Consider the following 19,223-nt stretch of genomic DNA (forward strand, 5'->3'; position numbering starts at 1 on the left):
GATCAGCCGAGTCGTCTGGGTCCGGTGTCCCGCCTGTCGGGCACCGGGCCCACTCGTATCCGGGCATTGAGGACGGCCACCCCGTCGACCGAGGCAAGGATCGGGTCGCAGACGACTTCGCGTACCTCCGGGATGTCGTCGACGAGGGTCGAGATGCGGAGCAGGAGATCCGCGAGCGCCTCCTTGTCGGCAGGCTCCTCCCCGCGATATCCCGACAGCAGCGGCGCCGACCGCGGCTCCTCGATCAGTTCACGAGCGTCGAGCTCGGACAGCGGGACGGCGCGGTAACCGTGATCGCCCAGCAGATCGAACGTCCGCCCGGACAGACCGAACGAGATGACCGAACCGAACGACGGGTCGTCGCGGACCCGGATCACCGTGCCGACGCCCTTCGGTGCCATCTTCTGCACGTGCAGCACCCGATCACCGGTCAGCTCGGTGAGTTCGGCGAACGCGGTCACCACTGATGTCGCGTCGGGCAGGTCGAGGCGCGCGCCCTCGCGGTCGAGCCGGCCGCGCCATTTGTCCGACGTCGCCTTCACCGCCACCGGTAGTCCCAGCTCGCGCGCGGCCGCGGACGCCTCGTGCATGGTGGTGACCTCTCGGAACGGGACCACGTGGATGCCGTACCAGCGCAACAACTTCGCCGACTCCACGTGTCCGAGCAATCGCTCGCCGGGAGTGTCGGGGACACCCTCGCCCGACATGGCCTCACGCACGAACATCCGGGCCGTCTCGGGGTCCGTGCCCTCGGGACGATGCACGACGGACTCCGGCCGCTGGCGCCACCGGGCGTACTGCCAGGCCCTCGCCAACGCTGCCGCGGCCCGCTCGGGTGAGCCGTACGACGGGATCGACCCCTTCGTCGGCATCCCGCCCGGACCGGGCCTGGTCAGGCCCGGTGGGATGCCGTCCACGGCCAGGAAGGTCGTGACGATCGGTTTGTCGCCATCGGCGTCGGGTGTGTTCGCCGCCGCCATGAGGGCGCGGGCATGCCAGTCGGCGCCCACCGCCACCGGCGGCACGAAGACGACGATGATCCCGTCGATACCCGGGTCGGCCATCGCCGCGGAGACCGTCGACTCGAACTCCTCCTCGGAGGCACCGGCTCCCAGATCGATCGTGTCGACGACCTCGAGGCCGCCGTTGCGCGCGGTGTCGGCCGCCAGGCTGCCGAGCACCGAGGAATTGCCGATGATGCGGACGCGCGGTCCCCGCGGGAGCGGCTGATAGGCGAACAACGCCGCGCAGTCGAACAATTCGGGGATCGTGTCGACCTGGATCACCCCCGCCTGTTCGAGCATCATCCGGGCGATCTGGTCGTCGAGGGTGGCCGCCGATCGCGCCGCGCGGACCGGTGTCATGGCGCCCCGTCCGGACTTGACCGCGATGATCGGTTTCGAGCGGGACACCCGGCGCGAGATGCGGGAGAACTTGCGCGGGTTACCGAAGCTCTCGAGGTAGAGCAGGATGACGTCGGTGGTGGCATCGGTGTCCCAGTACTGGAGCAGGTCGTTGCCCGACACATCTGCGCGGTTGCCGGCCGAGGCGAACGTCGACAGGCCGATCTGGCGTCGGGCTGCGGTGTCGAGGATCGCGATCCCCAGCGCGCCGGACTGACAGAAGAACCCCACCCGGCCCGCGCCCGGGATGCGCGGCGCGAGGGTCGCGTTGAGTGCGACCGCGGGGTCGTTGTTCGCCACCCCCAGGGCGTTCGGCCCGACCAGACGCATCCCGTGTTCGCGGACCTGGGCCACCAGCCGGCGCTCGTTCTCCAACCCCTCTTCCTCACCGGACTCGCCGAAGCCCGACGACACCACGACGAGCGTGCGCACACCCTTCACGAGACAGTCGTCGAGCACGTCGTCGACGCGCGCGGCCGGCACCGCGACCACCGCGAGGTCGACGGGATCGGGGATGTCCCGCACGGTCTCGTACGCACGGATCCCGCGCACCGACGGCGGGCGTTCCCGAGTGCGTCGACGCGCCGGCGTCGGTTCACGACCGGCCCCGCGTCGGCCCGGTTCGGACTCCTCGTCCTCGACCCGGGCGGGTCCGTTGACCGGGAACACCGGTCCGGTGAACCCCCCGGCGATGATGTTCGCCAGCAGCGCGTTGCCGACCTTGTTCGGGTCCGTCGAGGCGCCGATGACCGCGACCGAGGTGGGACGCAACAGGTTCGCCACGCTGCGCGCCTCCGAGGCGCGTTCCCGGGCGTTGCGCACCGACAGCATCGCCTCGGTGGGGTCGATGAGGAACTCGACGTGCACGGTCGAACCGTCGAAGCTCCGCGCCAGCTGATACCCGGCGTCGCGGAACACCGCGACCATGTTCGGGTTCTCGCTGAGCACCTCGGCCTCGAAGCGGGTGAAGCCGTTCTCCGCCGCCGCCCCGGCGAGGTGTTCGAGCAGGATCGGTCCGAGACCACGCCCCTGGTGTTCGTCGGCGACGACGAAGGCCACCTCCGCCGATTCGGGTTTGCCGTCGAAGCCGAGGCCCTCGTAGATGCCGACCGCGATGATCTCGCCCCCGAGTTCGGCGACGATCGCGACCCGCTGCTGATGGTCGACGGTCGTCATCCGTGCGACCTCGCGCGGCGGCAGGGTCGGGGTCGGACCGAAGTAACGCATGTAGCGCGTCCGCTCGGACAGCTTGGAGTGGAATGCCACGATGCGGTCGGCGTCGTCGGGCACGATCGGCCGCAGATGCACGACGCCGCCGTCGGAGGCCAGCACGTCGGCGATCCAGTGCCGCGGGTAGTCCCACGGGCTGCGTGGTTCCGGCTGATCGGCCACCGCGGCGGGCGGGTCGGAAGGCGAAACGTCCGTTGCGGTCGTGGTGTCGTCAGTCACGGGGATCCTCCGGGTCGAGACCGTGGAGCGGGTACACTGCGCGTCGCGTGGCGAGGATTGCGCGATCGGTCTGGCGCTGGGCGTTGGCGGCGACGCCCTCGGGTGGCTCCTGACCGGCGTCACCCGCCCACGGCTGGTAGTCGACGATGCCCCCGTCGCCCATGACCCGAACCGGCGGGGCGGCGTAGTCGGAATGCACCTGCTCAGAGATCTGTTCGGCTGTGGCACACCAGGATTCGTCGATGACCGACGTTACGTCGACCTTACGCCCGAGAGCCACCCCCAGCAGGTGCGTCCAGCTGCGCGGCACCACGTTGACGACGCCGTAGCCGCCGCCGCCCACCGCGATCCAGCGGCCCTCGCAGTACTTGTCGGCGAGGTCGCGCATGGCGATCATCGCCGCCCGCTGGCCGTCGACGGTCAGCGAGAGGTCGGTGAGCGGATCGGCCCGATGACTGTCGGCGCCGCACTGGCTGACGATGATCTGCGGCCGGAACTCGGCGATCAGTGACGGCACCACGGCGTGGAAGGCGCGCAGCCACAATCGGTCCTCGGTGTTGGGCATGAGGGCCAGGTTGACCGCGCTGCCCACGGCATCGCCGTCGCCGACCTCGGTCGGCCATCCGGTGCCCGGCCACAGTGTCGCCGGATGCTGGTGCAGCGAGACCGTCATCACACGCGGGTCGGCCGCGAACTCGACCTGGACGCCGTCGCCGTGGTGGGCGTCGACGTCGATGTAGGCGATCCGGTCGAAGCCGTTGTCGAGCAGGTACTTGATCGCGATGGCGCAGTCGTTGTAGATGCAGAACCCCGCCGCGCGCGAGCGCATCGCGTGGTGCATGCCACCACCGATGTTGACCGCTCGCGTCGCCGCCCCCGAGACCACCGTCTGGGCCGCGGCCAGCGTGCCGCCGACGAGCAGGCGCGCGGCCTCGTGCATCCCGGTGAAGACCGGGTTGTCGGCGTCACCGAGACCGAACAACCGCTCGAGCAACGGGCCCGACAGCGACGCGGTCCCGGAGCCGACCGCACGCACGGCGTCGATGTAGTCGCGGCTGTGGACGACGGTCAGCGCGTCGTCGTCGATGGCCTGCGGCGGGACCGTCTCGACGTCGTCGAGGACCCCGAGGCTCTGCGCGAGGGTCATCGTGAGGGCGAGTCGGACCGGGTTCATCGGGTGCGTGTGGGCCCAGCGATAGGACAGGAAGTCCTCGCTCCAGATGACCGCCGTCGTCATCGGGCGCTCGTAGTGTTGATCACGACCTCAGGCTAGTGGTACACCTCGCGCAGCGTTCACGGATGTCGCGTCGGACACGAGCGGGTACCGCGCCATCCTCGTCGCGGACCACCCGGCCGCGGTGAGATCGCGGTCACCGCTCGCGAAGAGGGTAATCTTGGCGGGGACGAAAGGGATTGCGCACAGTGAACGACCTGGTTGACACCACCGAGATGTACTTGCGAACGATCTACGATCTCGAAGAAGAGGGCATCGTGCCGCTGCGGGCACGTATCGCCGAGCGTCTGGACCAATCCGGTCCCACCGTGTCGCAGACCGTTGCCCGGATGGAGCGCGACGGTTTGCTCCGCGTTGCCGGCGACCGACACCTCGAACTGACCGACCGCGGCCGCTCGCTCGCCGTCGCGGTGATGCGCAAGCATCGTCTCGCCGAGCGCCTGCTGGTCGATGTCATCGGGATGCCCTGGGATCAGGTCCACGAGGAGGCCTGCCGCTGGGAGCACGTGATGAGCGAGAACGTCGAACGTCGCCTGCTCGCGGTCCTGGAGTACCCGACGACGTCGCCGTACGGCAACCCCATCCCGGGCCTGGAGCTGCTGGGCGTGGAGGTGCCGAGTTCCGACGACGGTGCCACCCGTCTCGCCGACCTCCCGCCGGGCGAGACGGTGCCGGTCATCGTCCGTCGTCTGTCGGAGCACGCGCAGTCCGACACCGAACTCATCGGAGCGCTCCGGGAGGCGGGTGTGGTCCCCAACGCCCGCGTGACGGTCTCGAACACCGCGGGCACCATCACCATCGACACGCCCGGTCACGACGGTCTCGAGCTCTCGCCCGACATGGCGCACTCGCTGTTCGTCGAGAAGGTCGTCGAGAAGGTCTGACCGAGCGAAGGTGACCCAGCGAAGGTCTGACCCAGCGAAGGTCTGACGCAACAGGTCCGGTCACCCGGCGGTGCGCAACGTCGCCGCTGGGATGACGATGCCGAGACGTTTCGCCGCGTCGTAGGACTTGTCGATCGTGCCCCACAGCCTGGCCGGGCGTACGCCTGCCCGTAGGGCCGAGTCCAGCAGCGTGGCCAGCGGTCCGGGTTCTGTGCACGCGAGCGCGACGTCGAGCGCGACACCGGCATAGGCCCCGTCCCCGCCGATGTAGTGCAGGTGCGCGAGAAGTGTTGCGGCGGTTGCGCGTCCGCGTCCGGCGAGTCGTCTGGTGAGTTCTCGCCACAGGCGTTCGGCAGCTCCCCGCAGTTCGGTGACGGCCAGGGCGAGCGCGGCGTCGCGGACGTCGGGGCGGAGGATCGCCCGTTCGAGCAGGTCCAGTTCGTCGCAGTCCAGCGCCCGGTCCGCTCCGATCATCGCGCTGATCACCAGGTCGAGCGCCAGCGCCGAGACCTCGACGTCGTCGGTGTCGGGATCGAACCGGTCGAGATCGGTCCGGTCCAGGTCGTGGCCGCGGCACCGATGGCACTCCGGCCGGGGGCGACCCGGACCGCACTCGCCGTCCAGCGGTTCGAGCATCGACCTCATCTCCGAGCGCCGTCCGAGGATTCGTCGGCCCGAGCGCACGGCTTCGGCGATCGCCGTCGGACTCGTGTGCGGGTCGTCGATGCGCCCGACCGCGTCGGCAGACACCTCGACCGACCATGCTCGGTCCTCGGGACACCAGATGGTGGTCCACTCGGCGCCTGCGTCGAAGGTCGCCAGCGCGAATCCCGCCGCGACGCCGCCGACCTCACCGAAGTACCGGTCGCTCATCGCCATGATCCGGCGGTGGCGGTGGTCGTCGACGGGATGCCGGTCGTCGGCGATGACGACCACGATCTCCTCGACGCCATAGGTGGAGGTGATCTCTCCGAGCCCGCCGAGGACGGTGACCAACTCCCGGCTGGGGCTGCCGTCGTCCTCGAGAGCGAGGTCGTGTCGCATGGTCGCGTTCACGGTCCGGTCGGCGGCGAAGGCGATCACGATGATCGATCGCTCCGGGACGAATCCGAGACGTGCGGGGATCGAGGTGAGCAGCGTAGACGGGTCGTGTGGCCCCGACGGACGTGATTCGAACATCTGCATGGACGCAGCGTCACCCGCAGGCGGCCGCGCGAACGCCGGGGAACTCGTCCTGTGGACAACTCGGGTCGAGTCATCCACAGGGGCGGTGGGGAATCAGCCGAATGCGGCCGCGTTCGCCTTGACGAACAGTGCATCGAGCGCGGCGGCCGCCTCCGGCGCCACCGGACCGGCTGCGGGCCAACGGTATTCGGTGTAGACCCGGACCCCGTCGCGCTCGCCGAGCAGGGTGAGGGCACTCGTCGTCGTGGGGACGCCGCCGCCGGTCACGATCGTGCGACGGATGGTGGCCGTGTCGACCCCGTCGAGCGCCGGTGGCGGAGGTAGGACCTCGGTGGTGACCGTCGACGACGCACCGAACGTCGTCGTCGTGGTCTGCCTGCACCGCTGCGCCAGGTCGACCACGTCGTCGAGAGTCGTGTCGACGCCGGCCACGACCGTGGTCAGGGTGGACCGCTCCCCCGGGCCGGGCCCCAGGTAGGCGACCGCGCCGTCGGCGGCGACGGTGGCCGGCGCGCAGTCCGGCGGCGACACCTCGGTGCCGGTCTGTCCGGGCATCGGTGCGCCGGTCACGTCGGCCAGCGCGTTCGCGACCGCGGACGCCGGGATCTCGCTCGCCGCGCCACCCGGGAAGTCTGCGGCCGACACCGATCGCGCGGAGAGGTCCGGGCCGGACGGCGCCGGTTCCCCGGCCACCGAGCACGCGGAGAGCAGGACCGCGGCGGCCACCAGGCAGGCGGCCGGCACACGGGTCCGGCCCGGGAAAGGCAGACACGGTCGGGGCACACGCGGCTCGGTCACAACGGTCTACTGTGCCACCGCCGCACGCCCCGCACGCCCTCCGACACACCGCGCGCACCAGGCCGGGAATCACCCGCGTGCCGAGGTGGTTGCACCCAGATGACTCTCAGCACCCCGGTGCGGGACAATGGACGTTCAGCTGTCTCGATGGACAGCTGCCAGCAGAAGGAGGGACGACGTGGACGAGCAGCCCGCGCGCGACGACGCGCTGTATGAACTCGCCTTTCCCGCTCCGCAGGTGACCCGGCCCGACGGCACGGGTCCGGTACTGATCCACGCACTCGAAGGGTTCGCCGATGCCGGGCATGCGGTCGCCCTGGCGGCGGCGCATCTGCGCGACAGCCTCGAGTCGGAGTTGGTCGCGACCTTCTCGTCCGACGAACTGATGGACTACCGCTCGCGCCGGCCGACCATCTCGTTCAGCGGCGAGACCTTCACCGACGTGGAGATGCCGTCGCTGGCGCTGCACGCCATCCGCGACAACTCCGGCAAGGGGTTTCTCCTCCTCGCCGGTTCCGAGCCGGACCTCCGGTGGGAACAGTTCGTCGACGCGGTCCGTCGCCTCAGCGACGGCCTCGGCGTCACCGACGTCATCGGCCTGAACGCGATCCCGATGGCCGTGCCGCACACCCGCCCGCCGTCGATCACCGCGCACGGCAGCGATCCCGACGCCCTGGGCGACCTGCCCCGGTGGGGATCGGCGATGAAGCTGCCCGCCAGCGCGTCGATGCTTCTCGAACTCCGCATGGGTGAGCACGACTACCGCGCCTCGGGGCTGTCCGTACACGTCCCGCACTACCTCGCGCAGACCAACTATCCGGCGGCCTCGGCACGGTTGCTGGCGGCGGTCGCCGAACTCGCCGGCCTCGACCTCCCCCTCGCCGCTCTGGACAGCGCCGCGGAGAAGGTGCGCGCACAGGTCGACACCGAGGTCGAGGGCAACAGCGAGATCGAGTCGGTGGTGGCAGCGCTGGAGACCCAGTACGACACGTTCACCCAGGCCGCCCAGGAGCGGGCCTCGCTGCTCGCCGCCGAGGAATCCCTGCCCAGCGGCGACGAACTCGGAGCCGAACTCGAGCGGTTCCTGGCCGAGCAGACCGGCAACGGTGAGTCGGACCCCGGGGACGAGGGTCCACGATCACCGATCTGATCCCCGAGACCGCATCGATTCCCGGACCCCACGTCCTGGTCCCGACCGACGACGAGGACGCCGCCCTGCAGCGGTACACCGACTGGTGGACGGGGCGTGGTCTCGACCTCTACCCCCATCAGGAGGAATCACTCCTCGAACTCCTCGCCGGCAGCCACGTGATCCTGGCGACGCCGACGGGCTCGGGTAAATCACTCGTCGCGGCGGGTGCGCTGTATTTCGCGCGCTGCCGCGGCGAGCGCGCGTTCTACACCGCCCCGATCAAGGCGCTCGTCAGCGAGAAGTTCTTCGAGCTGTGCGCGATGTTCGGCGCGGACCAGGTCGGTCTGCTGACCGGTGACGCCGCGGTCAACGCCGACGCGCCGATCGTGTGCGCGACCGCCGAGATCGTCGCCAATCTCGCGCTGGCCGCGGGCGGTGAGAGCGACATCGGCACCCTGGTCGCCGACGAGTTCCACTACTACGGCGAACCGGACCGCGGCTGGGCATGGCAGGTGCCGCTCATCGAACTGCCGTCGACGCAGTTCCTGCTGATGTCGGCGACGCTTGGCGACGTCTCGTTCTTCGTCGACGATCTGACCCGCCGCACCGGACGCGAGACCGTCGAGGTCACCGGTGCGCAGCGGCCCGTCCCCCTCGAACACACCTACGCGATGACGCCGGTCCACGAGACGATCGAGGAACTGGTCGACCGCGGCCGGGCGCCCATCTACGTGGTGCACTTCACCCAGGCCGCCGCGGTCGAGCGCGCACAGGCACTGCTGAGCGTCCGCATCTGCGACAAGGCCGAGAAGGCCGCCATCGCGGAAGCGATCGGGGACTTCCGGTTCTCCACCGGCTTCGGCAACACCCTGTCCAAACTCCTGCGCGCCGGGATCGGTGTGCATCACGCCGGGATGCTCCCGCGGTACCGGCGCCTGGTGGAGCGCCTCGCCCAGCAGGGTCTGCTGAAGGTCATCGCCGGGACCGACACGCTCGGCGTCGGGATCAACGTGCCCATCCGTACGGTGCTGTTCGCGGCGTTGAGCAAGTACGACGGGCGCCGGGTCCGGCGCCTGCGGGCGCGCGAGTTCCATCAGATCGCCGGCCGCGCCGGGCGTGCCGGGTTCGACACGATCGGCTACGTCGTCGCCCAGGCCCCCGATCACGACGTGGAGAACGCCCGCGCGGTGGCCAAGGCCGGCGACGATCCCAAGAAACTGCGAAAGCTGGTGCGCAAGAAGCCCCCCGAGGGCTTCGTGTCGTGGGGTGAGAAGACGTTCACCCAGCTCGTCGACGCCCCCGACGAGCCGCTGCGCAGCCACTTCCAGATGACGACGGCCATGCTGCTCGAGGTGCTCGGCCGACCGGGCGACTGCTTCGCCGCGGTGCGCCACCTCCTCGAGGACAACCACGAACCCCGCGACCGGCAGTTGCGCACCATCAAGCACACGATCGAACTCTACCGCGGGTTGCGAGATGCCGGCATCGTCGTGCAGCTCGACGAACCCGACGACACCGGACGGCACATCGCGCTGAGCGTGGACATGCCGGCGAACTTCGCATTGACCAATCCGCTGTCCGCCTTCGCGCTGGCAACCTTCGAGATCCTCGATCCCGAATCGTCCACGTACGCACTCGATGTGGTCTCCGTCCTCGAATCGACGCTGGAGAATCCCCGCCCGCTGCTGCTCGCCCAGCGCAAGGTGGCCCGCGACGCCGCGATCGCCGAGATGAAGGCCGACGGCATCGAGTACGAGGAGCGCATGACCCGACTGGAGGAGATCACCTGGCCGCAGCCGCTGGCCGAGGAGATCTTCGCCGCCTTCGACATCTACCGTCGCGGCCATCCCTGGGTGTCGTCGTTCCCGCCGGCGCCGAAGGCGGTCCTGCGCGAGATGCTGGAGAAGGCCATGACCTTCACCGAGCTGATCTCCGCCTACGGCCTCGCCCGCAGCGAAGGCGTGTTGCTGCGCTACCTGTCGGACTGTTATCGAGTTCTGCGCCAGGGTGTTCCGACGAGCGTGGTGACACCCGAGATCGAGCGGATCGTCGAGGATCTGGGCACCATGGTCCGCGAGGTCGACTCGAGTCTCGTCGACGAGTGGGAGGCCCTGGCCGCGCAGGCGGCCGCCGCCGAGTCACTCGCCTCGACGGGCGAGCCGGTCTAGAGCGGGGTCACGGCCCCGGTCGCGCCGACGAGATCACCGATGACGGAAGCCAGTTCGCGGTAGGCCTCGTCGTGGCGTGCGGAGGCCCGGAAGACCAGGCCGATCCGACGGCCCGGACGCGGGGTCGCGAACGTCGCGGTGGCCAGGTCGCCCGACGCCGTCTCCGACGCCACCGCCGTCTGAGGGATGAGCGTCACACCGAGACCGCCGACGACGCAGTGGACCGCCGTGGTCAGCGAGGCGGCCCGGGTCTGTCCGAGATCGGGCCGCACGCCGGCGAGCCGGCACACCTCCAGGGCCTGGTCGCGCAGACAGTGCCCCTCGTCGAGGAGGAGCAACGGCAGGTCCGCCAGGGCGGTGGGGTCGACACGGCGACGTCCGGCGAGGGCATGTCCGGACGGGAGCGCGAGAACGAAATCCTCACGGTAGATGGGGACTTCGACGATGCCGGGCACCTCGACGGGGAGGGCGAGCAACGCCACGTCCAACGTGCCGGTGCGCAACTGCTCGACCAGTCGCGCGGTCTGTTCCTCCACCACCCGGGGCACGAGATCCGGAAGCCGCTCGCCGAGCCCGCGCAGCAGCGTCGGCAGGACGTACGGTGCCACCGTCGGGATGACCCCCAGCCGCAGCACCCCGCGTAGCGGTTGTCCGGCGCCCGCGGCCGCCGAGGTGAACTCGTCGACGGCCTCCGTCACCGCGATCGCCCGCGGCAGGAGTTCGACCCCGTCGGCGGTCAACTGGACACGCCGCGTGGTGCGTTCGACGAGGGTCACCCCGAGCCCGGACTCCAGCGCGGACAGCGCCTGCGACAGTGACGGCTGACTGACACCGAGATCGGCTGCGGCAGTTCCGAAATGGCGTCGATGAGCGAGAGCGACGAAGGCGCGCAGACCGGCGACGGTGGGCTGATAAGTTCTATCGGGCACGCCTATCAGTGTAGTGCTAATCATCACGTTTCGCTTTCGGCCAGAATCCGGCACGATGGTACTCGTACGTCGCGAAACTCTTTCGCGCGCAAGTTTCCGTACATTCACCAGCTGAAGGAGCGACACATGGCCCTGCTCACCATCGGTGACCAGTTCCCCGCCTACAACCTCACCGCCGTCATCGGTGGCGACCTCAGCAAGGTCAATGCCCAGCAGCCCGACGACTACTTCACCACCGTGTCGTCCGACGATCACCCCGGTCAGTGGCGCATCGTGTTCTTCTGGCCGAAGGACTTCACCTTCGTCTGCCCCACCGAGATCGCCGCGTTCGGCAAGCTGAACGACGAGTTCGCCGACCGCGACACCCAGGTCCTCGGCGCGTCGGTGGACAACGAGTTCGTCCACTTCCAGTGGCGCGCACAGCACGAGGACCTCAAGACCCTCCCGTTCCCGATGCTGAGCGACCTCAAGCGTGAACTGGCCACCGCTGCAGGCGTTCTCAATGCCGACGGAGTCGCCGACCGCGCCACCTTCATCATCGATCCGAACAACGAGATCCAGTTCGTGTCGGTCACCGCCGGCTCGGTGGGCCGCAACGTCGACGAGGTCCTGCGGGTCCTCGACGCGCTGCAGTCCGACGAACTGTGCGCATGCAACTGGAAGAAGGGCGATCCGACCATCGACGCCGGCGAGCTCATGACGGCCGGCGTCTGAGAGGAGAACAGATGAGCATCGAGAATCTGAAGAACGCGCTCCCCGAGTACGCCAAGGACCTCAAACTCAACCTCGGATCGATCAGCCGGACCACCGCGCTGAGCGAGGAGCAGTTGTGGGGGACCCTGCTGTCGACCGCAGCGGCGAGCCGTAATGCCAAGGTGCTGAGCGAGATCGCCGACGAGGCCGCCGACACACTGTCCGCCGAGGCCTACAACGCCGCACTCGGCGCCGCGTCGATCATGGGTATGAACAATGTGTTCTACCGGGGTCGCGGCTTCCTCGACGGCAAGTACGACGACCTGCGTCCCGGCCTGCGGATGAACATCATCGGCAACCCCGGTGTCGACAAGGCCGCCTTCGAGCTGTGGTCGTTCGCGGTGTCCTCGATCAACGGCTGCGGCCACTGCGTCGCCGCACACGAGAACACCCTGCGCGAGGCCGGCGTCGACCGTGAGGCGATCCTCGAGGCGCTCAAGGTCGCCTCGATCGTCAGCGGCGTCGCCCAGGCGATCGCCACCACCGAGGTGCTCGCGAACGCCTGATCCGCCGCAGCGCGACGAACAAGGGCCCGGCTGCTCGAGCAGCCGGGCCCCTTCGTGACGCGCCCTCCGCAAGCTCCAGGCGCTCCTCAGGGAGCAGAACGAACGGCCGCCGCAGGGTCAGCTCAGGGCCGCACGCATCCGGTCGGCGAGTTCGCCGACCTCGGCGGTCGTCATCACGAAGGCGGGCGAGATCTGCAGCGCCCCTTGACCCGCCGCGCGCGTGCTGACGCCGTGCTCGCGCAGCGCCCGAACCGCGGCCGGAGCGGTGGCGGCGTCGGCGAGCTGGACCGCGGTGACCGCACCCAGACCGGTCCGGACCTCGGCGACCGCATCGAGATCGGTGAGCGGTGACAGCGCCGCGGCGAGGTCACCCTCCAGACGCGTCGCCTCGGCGAGGAGGTTCTCGCGCCGGATGATGTCCAGGTTGGCCAGGGCGGCCGCCGCCGCACCCGCGTGCCCGCCGTAGGTGTAGCCATGCCGCCACCAGACGCCACCGGCGAAGAACGGCTCGGCGATCCAGGGGGCGATGAACACCGCGCCCATCGGGACATAGCCGGACGTGAGGCCCTTGGCGGTGGTGATCATGTCGGGTTCGAGGCCGAATCGTGCCGAGGCGAACCAGGATTCGCCGCCGATGCGACCGAAGCCGGTGACGACCTCGTCGACGACGAAGAGGATGTCGTGGTCGCGGCAGATGCTCCGCACCTCGGCGAGGTAACCCTCCGGCGGCAGGTAGATGCCGCCGGCACCGATGATCGGCTCGCAGAAGAACGCGGCGATGTTGTCGGCACCCACCCGTTCGATCAGGCCGAGCAGGCTCTTGGCGTCGTCCCACTCGACGTTCTGGACGTCGTGCATGAGTTCGCCGTACCCGTCGTGGTTCAGCGGGATGCCGGCCAGCGAGGTGCCCGCGGCGTGCATGCCGTGGTAGGCCTTGGTGCGGCTGACGACGACCCGCTTGGACTCGCGTCCCTGCTCCACCCAGTAGCGACGGGCGAGCTTGACAGCGGTGTCGATCGAGTCGCTGCCGCCGGAGGTGAAGAAGATCTTCGACCCGGGCACCGGCGCGATCGCACCGAGTTCCTCGGCCAGTTGCAGGGTCGTGTCGCTCGCGATGTCACCGAAGTTCGAATAGTGCGCGATGGAGCCGAGCTGCCGGGCGACGGCGTCGGCGATCTCGGTACGACCATGGCCCACATTGGTGAACCAGAGACCCGCGGTCGCATCGAGATAGGACTTGCCGTCGCGATCGAAGATGCGCGCACCCTCGCCCCGGGTGACGACGAACGGACCGCTCGCGGTCACCGCACCCATGTCGGCGAAACCGTGCCACAGCGACCCCGGAGTTCCGGTACTCGAACCATCAGCCATGGCCCCAATGATGCCGGTCCGCGCACCCTGCACGGCCACTGGGGTGAAGTCCCGCGCGCACCGACCCATATCCTGGAGGGATCATGCTGGACCCGTCTTCCTCAGCTTCCCCGTCGCCGGGAAGTGCCCCGTCTGCAGGCGCACCGGGTGTGTCGCGCCCGGACCTGCTCCGCGCACTCGACGACGTGGGCCTCGTCGACGCCGACCGGCTGCGGCGTCGCATCGACCGCCTCACGGCGCGTCCGGATGACGCGAAGTGGGAGCAGCTCGTCACCGACGTCGACAAGGCACGTGCACGACTCGACCGGCGGCGCGCGAGCGTGCCCATCCTGCGCTTCCCGGACGAACTCCCCGTCTCGGCGGCACGGGAGGAGATCGCCGAGGCGATCCGGGACCACCAGGTCGTGGTCATCGCGGGTGAGACCGGTTCGGGCAAGACCACGCAGCTGCCGAAGATCTGCCTCGAGCTCGGCCGGGGCATCCGCGGGTCGATCGGGCACACCCAGCCCCGGCGGATCGCCGCGAGCTCGGTCGCCAAACGCATCGCCGACGAGACCGACACCGAGCTCGGCGACGCGGTCGGCTACTCGGTCCGGTTCACCGACCGCTCCGGCGCCGACACCCTCGTCCGGGTCATGACCGACGGCATCCTGCTGCGCGAGATCGCCACCGACCCGATGCTGCGCCGCTACGACACCCTCATCATCGACGAGGCGCACGAGCGCAGCCTCAACATCGATTTCATCCTCGGATACCTACGCCGGTTGCTGCCGCGACGACCCGATCTCAAGGTCATCATCACCTCCGCGACGATCGAACCGGCCCGGTTCGCACGGCATTTCAGTACGCCGACGACATCGGTCCCGGTCATCGAGGTGTCGGGTCGCACCTATCCGGTCGAGATCCGTTACCGGCCGCTGAGCCTGCAGGAGCGCCCCGACGACGGCGACGATGCCGGCGGTGGCGAGCATGCCGACCTCGACCAGATCCAGGGCATCGACGCCGCCGTCGACGAACTGTGGGCCGGTGGCCGCGGCGACATCCTGGTGTTCCTGCCGACCGAACGCGACATCCGAGAGACCGCGGACGCGTTGCGCCGCCGCACCGGTGGCGGCAAGGGGCCCGGCGCCGAGATCGTGCCGCTCTACGCGCGGCTGTCGATCGCCGAACAGCAGAAGGTCTTCTCCCCGTCCGACGGACGCCGGATCGTGCTGGCGACCAACGTCGCCGAGACCTCGGTCACCGTGCCCGGCATCCGGTATGTCATCGACACCGGCACCGCCCGGATCAGCCGTTATTCCACCCGGACCAAGGTCAATCGCCTGCCCATCGAGCCGGTCTCCCAGGCCAGCGCCCGCCAGCGCGCAGGCCGATGCGGTCGCGTCGCGCCCGGTGTCTGCATCCGCCTCTACAGCGAGAACGACTTCGAATCCCGGCCGGCGTTCACCGACCCCGAGATCCTGCGCACCAACCTGGCCGCCGTCATCCTGCAGATGACCTCCCTCAAGCTCGGCGAGATCGCCGACTTCCCGTTCGTCCAGCCGCCCGACGACCGCGCGATCCGCGACGGTATGGGCGTTCTCACCGAACTCGGCGCCATCACCGTCCCACGCGAGGGCGGCCCGCCTCGGCTCACCCCGACCGGCCGGTCGATGTCGCGGATTCCGGTCGATCCGCGGGTCGCCCGAATGCTCATCGCCGGACACGAGCTCGGCTGTCTCGACCACCTTCTCGTCATCGCCGCCGCGATGTCGCTCCCCGATCCTCGGGAACGGCCGGCCGAGCACCGGGAGGCCGCCGACGCCCAACACCGGCGCTTCGTCGTCCCACAGTCGGACTTCCTGTCCTACGTGGAGCTGTGGCGATACCTCGGCGAACAACGCAAGGAGTTGTCCGGCAGCCGCTTTCGGCGCATGTGCGAGCGGGAGTACCTACACTTCCTTCGCATCCGGGAGTGGCAGGACCTCCATCGACAGCTGACCGAGATCGTCAAGGACCTCGACTGGTCGGTCGCGCCCACCGAACTCGACGCCGATGCCGTCCACCGGGCCATCCTGTCGGGTCTGCTGAGCAACATCGCCGCCCGCAACACCGAGGGCCGCGAGTTCACCGGTGCGCGCAACACCACACTGCTGATCTTCCCCGCCTCTCCGCTCGCCAAGAAGCCACCCGCCTTCATCATGGCGGCCGAAATCCTCGAGACGTCCCGACTCTTCGCCCACACCGTCGCCGGGATCGATCCGCTGTGGGCCGAGAAACTCGCCGGGGATCTCGTCAAGCGCACCCACAGCGAACCGCATTGGTCCGCCAGACGCGGGGCCGCGATGGCCTACGAACGCGTGACGCTCTACGGGGTCCCGCTCGTTGCCCGTCGGCGCGTCGACTACGGCCCCATCGACCCGGTGGTCTCGCGGGAGCTGTTCATCCGGCACGCTCTCGTCGAGGGCGACTGGCGGACGCAGCACGCCTTCTTCGACCGCAATCGCAAGCTTCTCGAGGCCGCCTCGGACGTCGAGAACCGCACGCGCACCCGGGGTCTGGTGATCACCGAGGACCAGCTCTTCGAGTTCTACGACCAGCGGCTACCGGCCGACGTCACCTCCGCGCGGCACTTCGACTCATGGTGGAAGAAGGCCCGCCGGGCCGAACCGGATCTGCTGGATCTGCGTCCCGAGGACGTCACCGGCGGCACCGACGTCGCGCCGACGGACTACCCCGGCGCCTGGCAGCAGGGCGACACCCGACTCGAACTGCGCTACCGCTTCGAACCCGGCGCGCCCGACGACGGGGTCACGGTCGTGATCCCGCAGGCATTGCTCCCCCATGTGCGTCCGGCCGGATTCGACTGGTCGGTCCCCGGCATGCGCGCCGAACTGGCCACCGCACTGGTCAAGTCCCTGCCGAAGCAACTCCGCAAGAGCATGTCCCCCGCGCAACGATTCGCCGACCTCGCCCTCGGCCGACTCACCCCCCGCAAGGAGCCGCTGGCCGCCGGACTGGCGCGCGAGCTGTCGGCGATCACCAAGATGAGGGTCACCGCAGCCGATTTCGACGTCGAACGGGTGCCGGCTCACCTCCGGATGCACTTCGCGGTCGCCGACGATGCCGGACGGATCATCGCCCGCGCGGACTCGTTGTCCGAGCTCCAGCAGAAGGGTGTGCCCGCGGCGCCGCGAACGGTGTCACGCACGCTGTACCGGGCCTGGACCGCCGACGGGATCGGCACGCTCCCCGAACAGACGACGGTCGACGTCGCCGAGCAGCGGCTGACCCGCTACCCGACGATCGACGCGGTCGCCGATGACAAGGGCCGCCCGCGTGGCGTGATCGTCGTGGACGCGTCCTCCCCCTACGCCCGCGAGCGTCTCCGTCGTCGAGGGCTCGTCGCCCTGCTCGAACTGGCGATTCCCCCGCTGTCCAAACGCCTCGCCGGCTCACTCGATCCGGCCGAACGACTCGCCCTGAGCCTGAGTCCCTATGCGGACATCGAGGCACTGCTCGCCGACTGCACTCGACGGGCCATCCGGGACGCGACCATCGGTGTCGCCGACGCCGAGCTGGCGGCAGTCCGCTCGCCACAGTCCTTTTCGGCCTTCCTTGAGCGGATCAGGCCGCGCGTCGCCGAGGCCGCCCCGGACTATTTCTCGCTCGCCGTCGCGGCGCTCGAACGGCTGGCGCCGGTCCGCGCGGCGATCGACCGGCACGCCGGATCGCTGGCTGCCGACGACGTCGCCGAGCAGATCGACCATCTCGTGTTCGACGGCTTCGTGGCAGCCACCGCACGGCGGCATCTGGAGAACCTGCCGCGGTACCTCGACGGTGCGCGGGCACGTCTCGAGGCGCTGCCCGCGTCCGCCGCGCGCGACAAGGCCGGCGTCGCGGTCGTCGATCGCGTCGTCGAGCGGTGGGCCCAACGGCTCGAACAGGTCCCTGAGCACCGACGGGCGATCGTCGACGACGAGGCGCAGTGGCTCGTCGAGGAACTACGGGTCGGGTTGTTCGCCGAGCGTCTCGGTACCGCGTTCCCCGTGTCGGAGAAGCGCGTCCTACGAGCTCTGGACCGACTCGGCTGAGACGGGATCGGTGGTGGCGGTCTCGACACGTCCGCCACCGGACGCCGACGACTTCAGATCGTCGATCTCGCGCTGGAAGTCCTCCACCGAGTCGAACGACCGGTACACCGACGCGAACCGCAGGTACGCCACCTCGTCGAGATCACGCAGCGGACCCAGGATCGCGAGACCGACTTCGTTGCTGGGGATCTCGGCCGATCCGCTCGCGCGCACCGTGTCCTCGACCTGCTGGGCGAGTTGCGCGAGTGCGTCCTCGGCGACGTGCCGGCCCTGACAGGCACGACGCACACCGCGCATGACCTTCTCGCGACTGAACGGCTCGGTGACCCCGTTGCGTTTGACCACGGCGAGCACGGCGCTCTCCACCGTGGAGAATCGGCGCCCGCACTCCACACACGAGCGACGCCGTCGGATGGCCTGCCCTTCATCTGCGACACGCGAGTCGATGACCTTGGTGTCGTCGTTCTTGCAGAAGGGGCAGCGCATCGTGTCCTCACGCAGGTCGCGGGACGCTGGAACGCACCGAAACCGTGCGCCCCGCCGCTTCTCGGCCGGCCCCTGTGACATCGAGGATACCGCCCGGCCTCAGCGGTACCGGGGGGTGAGCAGGGGCTGACCCACCTGCAGCGCACTCGACGGCAGATCGTTCATCGCGACGATCTCGTCGATCACGATGTCGCGGGGCATCTCGGGCGCCACCCGGCCGGCGATCGTGCTGAGGGAATCCCCGGCGCGCACGTGGACGACCTCTGCGCTCACCGCGGCGGGCGTCATCGAGTCCGAATAGTTCTGACCGACGACACCGAACACCCACACGACGAACGCGAGGCCGACGCCGGCGAGGACCGCGACGGCGGTGCGGCGACGGCGACGGAACACCGCCGCATCCGGACCGACCGGCCCGCGGCCCCGGGCACCCACCGCGGAGCCGCAGTGCGTGCCGCCGACGCGTGGCGTCAGTGGCGACCCGCCCACCGGACGGTTGCCTGCCGGCCGGTTGTCGACGGGCCGAGAACCGTCGGTCAGCGGGGTCCGGGTCCGGATACGGTCGGCGCGGTCGGTGCGCGCCCGGACGGTGTCGGGACGCTCGGTACGGACGGGAGCGACGAGAGTGGCGGTGCGCATGGTGCCCTCCGGGTGTTCGGTGCGGGATCTTCGGGTGTTCGGGTGTCTGGCATCCGGTGTTCGAACTTCGATCAGATGTTCGATGCACTGATGTTCGAATTTGTAGCACGGCGCACCGACAAAGTCTCGCGACACATCGAACAAATGTTTGAGGTGGAGGTCGCACTCCGCTAGGCTCGGACGCGGCTGAACATCCCCACGGGCCATCTACCA

The 19,223-nt window shown here is 69.5% G+C and carries 14 protein-coding genes; 6 read left to right on the top strand and 8 right to left on the bottom strand.

Going from position 1 to position 19,223, the window contains the following annotated elements; translation table 11 throughout:
* Nucleotides 1–2: 2 nt before the first annotated feature.
* Entirely contained in the window at nucleotides 3–2,852 is a 2,850-nt protein-coding gene (locus tag ABIC25_RS01480) for a bifunctional acetate--CoA ligase family protein/GNAT family N-acetyltransferase (RefSeq protein WP_354559634.1), read from the bottom strand.
* The gene (locus tag ABIC25_RS01485; protein WP_354559636.1) at nucleotides 2,845–4,089 is read right to left on the bottom strand and encodes an acetoin utilization protein AcuC; all 1,245 of its coding nucleotides are present in this window, start codon (nucleotides 4,087–4,089) and stop codon (nucleotides 2,845–2,847) included. Before ABIC25_RS01485 ends, ABIC25_RS01480 begins: the two co-directional genes overlap by 8 nt.
* 185 nt (nucleotides 4,090–4,274) lie before the next feature.
* Here ABIC25_RS01485 and ABIC25_RS01490 point away from each other — a divergent pair, with 185 nt between their 5' ends.
* Nucleotides 4,275–4,970 carry an iron-dependent transcriptional repressor DtxR gene (locus tag ABIC25_RS01490; RefSeq protein ID WP_004018860.1) on the top strand — a complete coding sequence of 232 codons (696 nt, stop codon included), beginning with the start codon at nucleotides 4,275–4,277 and terminating at the stop codon, nucleotides 4,968–4,970.
* 60 nt (nucleotides 4,971–5,030) lie between these two features.
* Here the strand turns inward: ABIC25_RS01490 and ABIC25_RS01495 are convergent, their stop codons facing one another.
* Nucleotides 5,031–6,155 carry a DUF4192 domain-containing protein gene (locus ABIC25_RS01495; RefSeq protein WP_239403465.1) on the bottom strand — a complete coding sequence of 375 codons (1,125 nt, stop codon included), beginning with the start codon at nucleotides 6,153–6,155 and terminating at the stop codon, nucleotides 5,031–5,033.
* Between the two features lie 93 nt (nucleotides 6,156–6,248).
* A complete protein-coding gene (locus ABIC25_RS01500) occupies nucleotides 6,249–6,953 on the bottom strand; it encodes a hypothetical protein (protein WP_354559638.1) in 705 nt (234 codons plus the stop codon).
* Nucleotides 6,954–7,131: 178 nt separating this feature from the next.
* On the opposite strand from ABIC25_RS01500, the gene ABIC25_RS01505 reads away from it, so the two are divergent.
* Together ABIC25_RS01505 and ABIC25_RS01510 are read left to right on the top strand one after the other, a co-directional pair.
* Nucleotides 7,132–8,103, top strand: coding sequence for a proteasome assembly chaperone family protein (locus ABIC25_RS01505; RefSeq protein WP_354559640.1), 972 nt, complete (start codon nucleotides 7,132–7,134; stop codon nucleotides 8,101–8,103).
* A 17-nt stretch (nucleotides 8,104–8,120) separates the two neighbouring features.
* Complete coding sequence (locus ABIC25_RS01510; RefSeq protein WP_033203449.1) at nucleotides 8,121–10,253, top strand: DEAD/DEAH box helicase; 2,133 nt, start codon at nucleotides 8,121–8,123, stop codon at nucleotides 10,251–10,253.
* Here the strand turns inward: ABIC25_RS01510 and ABIC25_RS01515 are convergent.
* Nucleotides 10,250–11,206 (bottom strand): hydrogen peroxide-inducible genes activator, encoded by a 957-nt coding sequence (locus ABIC25_RS01515; RefSeq protein ID WP_354559641.1) that lies wholly within the window; start codon nucleotides 11,204–11,206, stop codon nucleotides 10,250–10,252. The genes ABIC25_RS01510 and ABIC25_RS01515 overlap by 4 nt on opposite strands.
* Before the next feature lie 102 nt (nucleotides 11,207–11,308).
* On the opposite strand from ABIC25_RS01515, the gene ABIC25_RS01520 reads away from it, so the two are divergent.
* A complete protein-coding gene (locus ABIC25_RS01520) occupies nucleotides 11,309–11,896 on the top strand; it encodes a peroxiredoxin (RefSeq protein ID WP_004019399.1) in 588 nt (195 codons plus the stop codon).
* Nucleotides 11,897–11,907: 11 nt separating this feature from the next.
* The gene (locus tag ABIC25_RS01525; RefSeq protein WP_004019398.1) at nucleotides 11,908–12,441 is read left to right on the top strand and encodes an alkyl hydroperoxide reductase; all 534 of its coding nucleotides are present in this window, start codon (nucleotides 11,908–11,910) and stop codon (nucleotides 12,439–12,441) included.
* Between the two features lie 117 nt (nucleotides 12,442–12,558).
* Here ABIC25_RS01525 and ABIC25_RS01530 read toward each other — a convergent pair whose 3' ends face one another.
* Nucleotides 12,559–13,812, bottom strand: a complete 1,254-nt coding sequence (locus tag ABIC25_RS01530) for an aminotransferase family protein (protein WP_354559642.1) — start codon at nucleotides 13,810–13,812, stop codon at nucleotides 12,559–12,561.
* A gap of 83 nt (nucleotides 13,813–13,895) precedes the next feature.
* Between ABIC25_RS01530 and hrpA the strand changes: the two genes are divergently transcribed.
* A complete protein-coding gene (gene hrpA, locus ABIC25_RS01535; protein ID WP_354559644.1) occupies nucleotides 13,896–17,885 on the top strand; it encodes an ATP-dependent RNA helicase HrpA in 3,990 nt (1,329 codons plus the stop codon).
* Here the strand turns inward: hrpA and nrdR are convergent.
* Nucleotides 17,859–18,371: a transcriptional regulator NrdR gene (gene nrdR / locus ABIC25_RS01540; RefSeq protein ID WP_033203453.1), complete on the bottom strand. Its 513-nt coding sequence runs from the start codon at nucleotides 18,369–18,371 to the stop codon at nucleotides 17,859–17,861. The genes hrpA and nrdR overlap by 27 nt on opposite strands.
* Nucleotides 18,372–18,470: 99 nt before the next feature.
* Entirely contained in the window at nucleotides 18,471–19,010 is a 540-nt protein-coding gene (locus ABIC25_RS01545) for a LysM peptidoglycan-binding domain-containing protein (RefSeq protein ID WP_354559645.1), read from the bottom strand.
* Between the last annotated feature and the right edge of the window lie 213 nt (nucleotides 19,011–19,223).

Source organism: Gordonia sp. PvP123, assembly GCF_040547295.1.
Lineage (GTDB): Bacteria > Actinomycetota > Actinomycetes > Mycobacteriales > Mycobacteriaceae > Gordonia > Gordonia terrae.

Bases quoted from the DNA above. Each gene is read 5' to 3' on its own strand.
- ABIC25_RS01485 (WP_354559636.1), bottom strand. From the start codon at position 4,089: ATGACGACGGCGGTCATCTGGAGCGAGGACTTCCTGTCCTATCGCTGG.
- ABIC25_RS01495 (WP_239403465.1), bottom strand. From the start codon at position 6,155: ATGCAGATGTTCGAATCACGTCCGTCGGGGCCACACGACCCGTCTACG.
- ABIC25_RS01515 (WP_354559641.1), bottom strand. From the start codon at position 11,206: ATGATTAGCACTACACTGATAGGCGTGCCCGATAGAACTTATCAGCCC.
- ABIC25_RS01520 (WP_004019399.1), top strand. From the start codon at position 11,309: ATGGCCCTGCTCACCATCGGTGACCAGTTCCCCGCCTACAACCTCACC.
- ABIC25_RS01525 (WP_004019398.1), top strand. From the start codon at position 11,908: ATGAGCATCGAGAATCTGAAGAACGCGCTCCCCGAGTACGCCAAGGAC.
- ABIC25_RS01530 (WP_354559642.1), bottom strand. From the start codon at position 13,812: ATGGCTGATGGTTCGAGTACCGGAACTCCGGGGTCGCTGTGGCACGGT.
- hrpA (WP_354559644.1), top strand. From the start codon at position 13,896: ATGCTGGACCCGTCTTCCTCAGCTTCCCCGTCGCCGGGAAGTGCCCCG.
- nrdR (WP_033203453.1), bottom strand. From the start codon at position 18,371: ATGCGCTGCCCCTTCTGCAAGAACGACGACACCAAGGTCATCGACTCG.
- ABIC25_RS01545 (WP_354559645.1), bottom strand. From the start codon at position 19,010: ATGCGCACCGCCACTCTCGTCGCTCCCGTCCGTACCGAGCGTCCCGAC.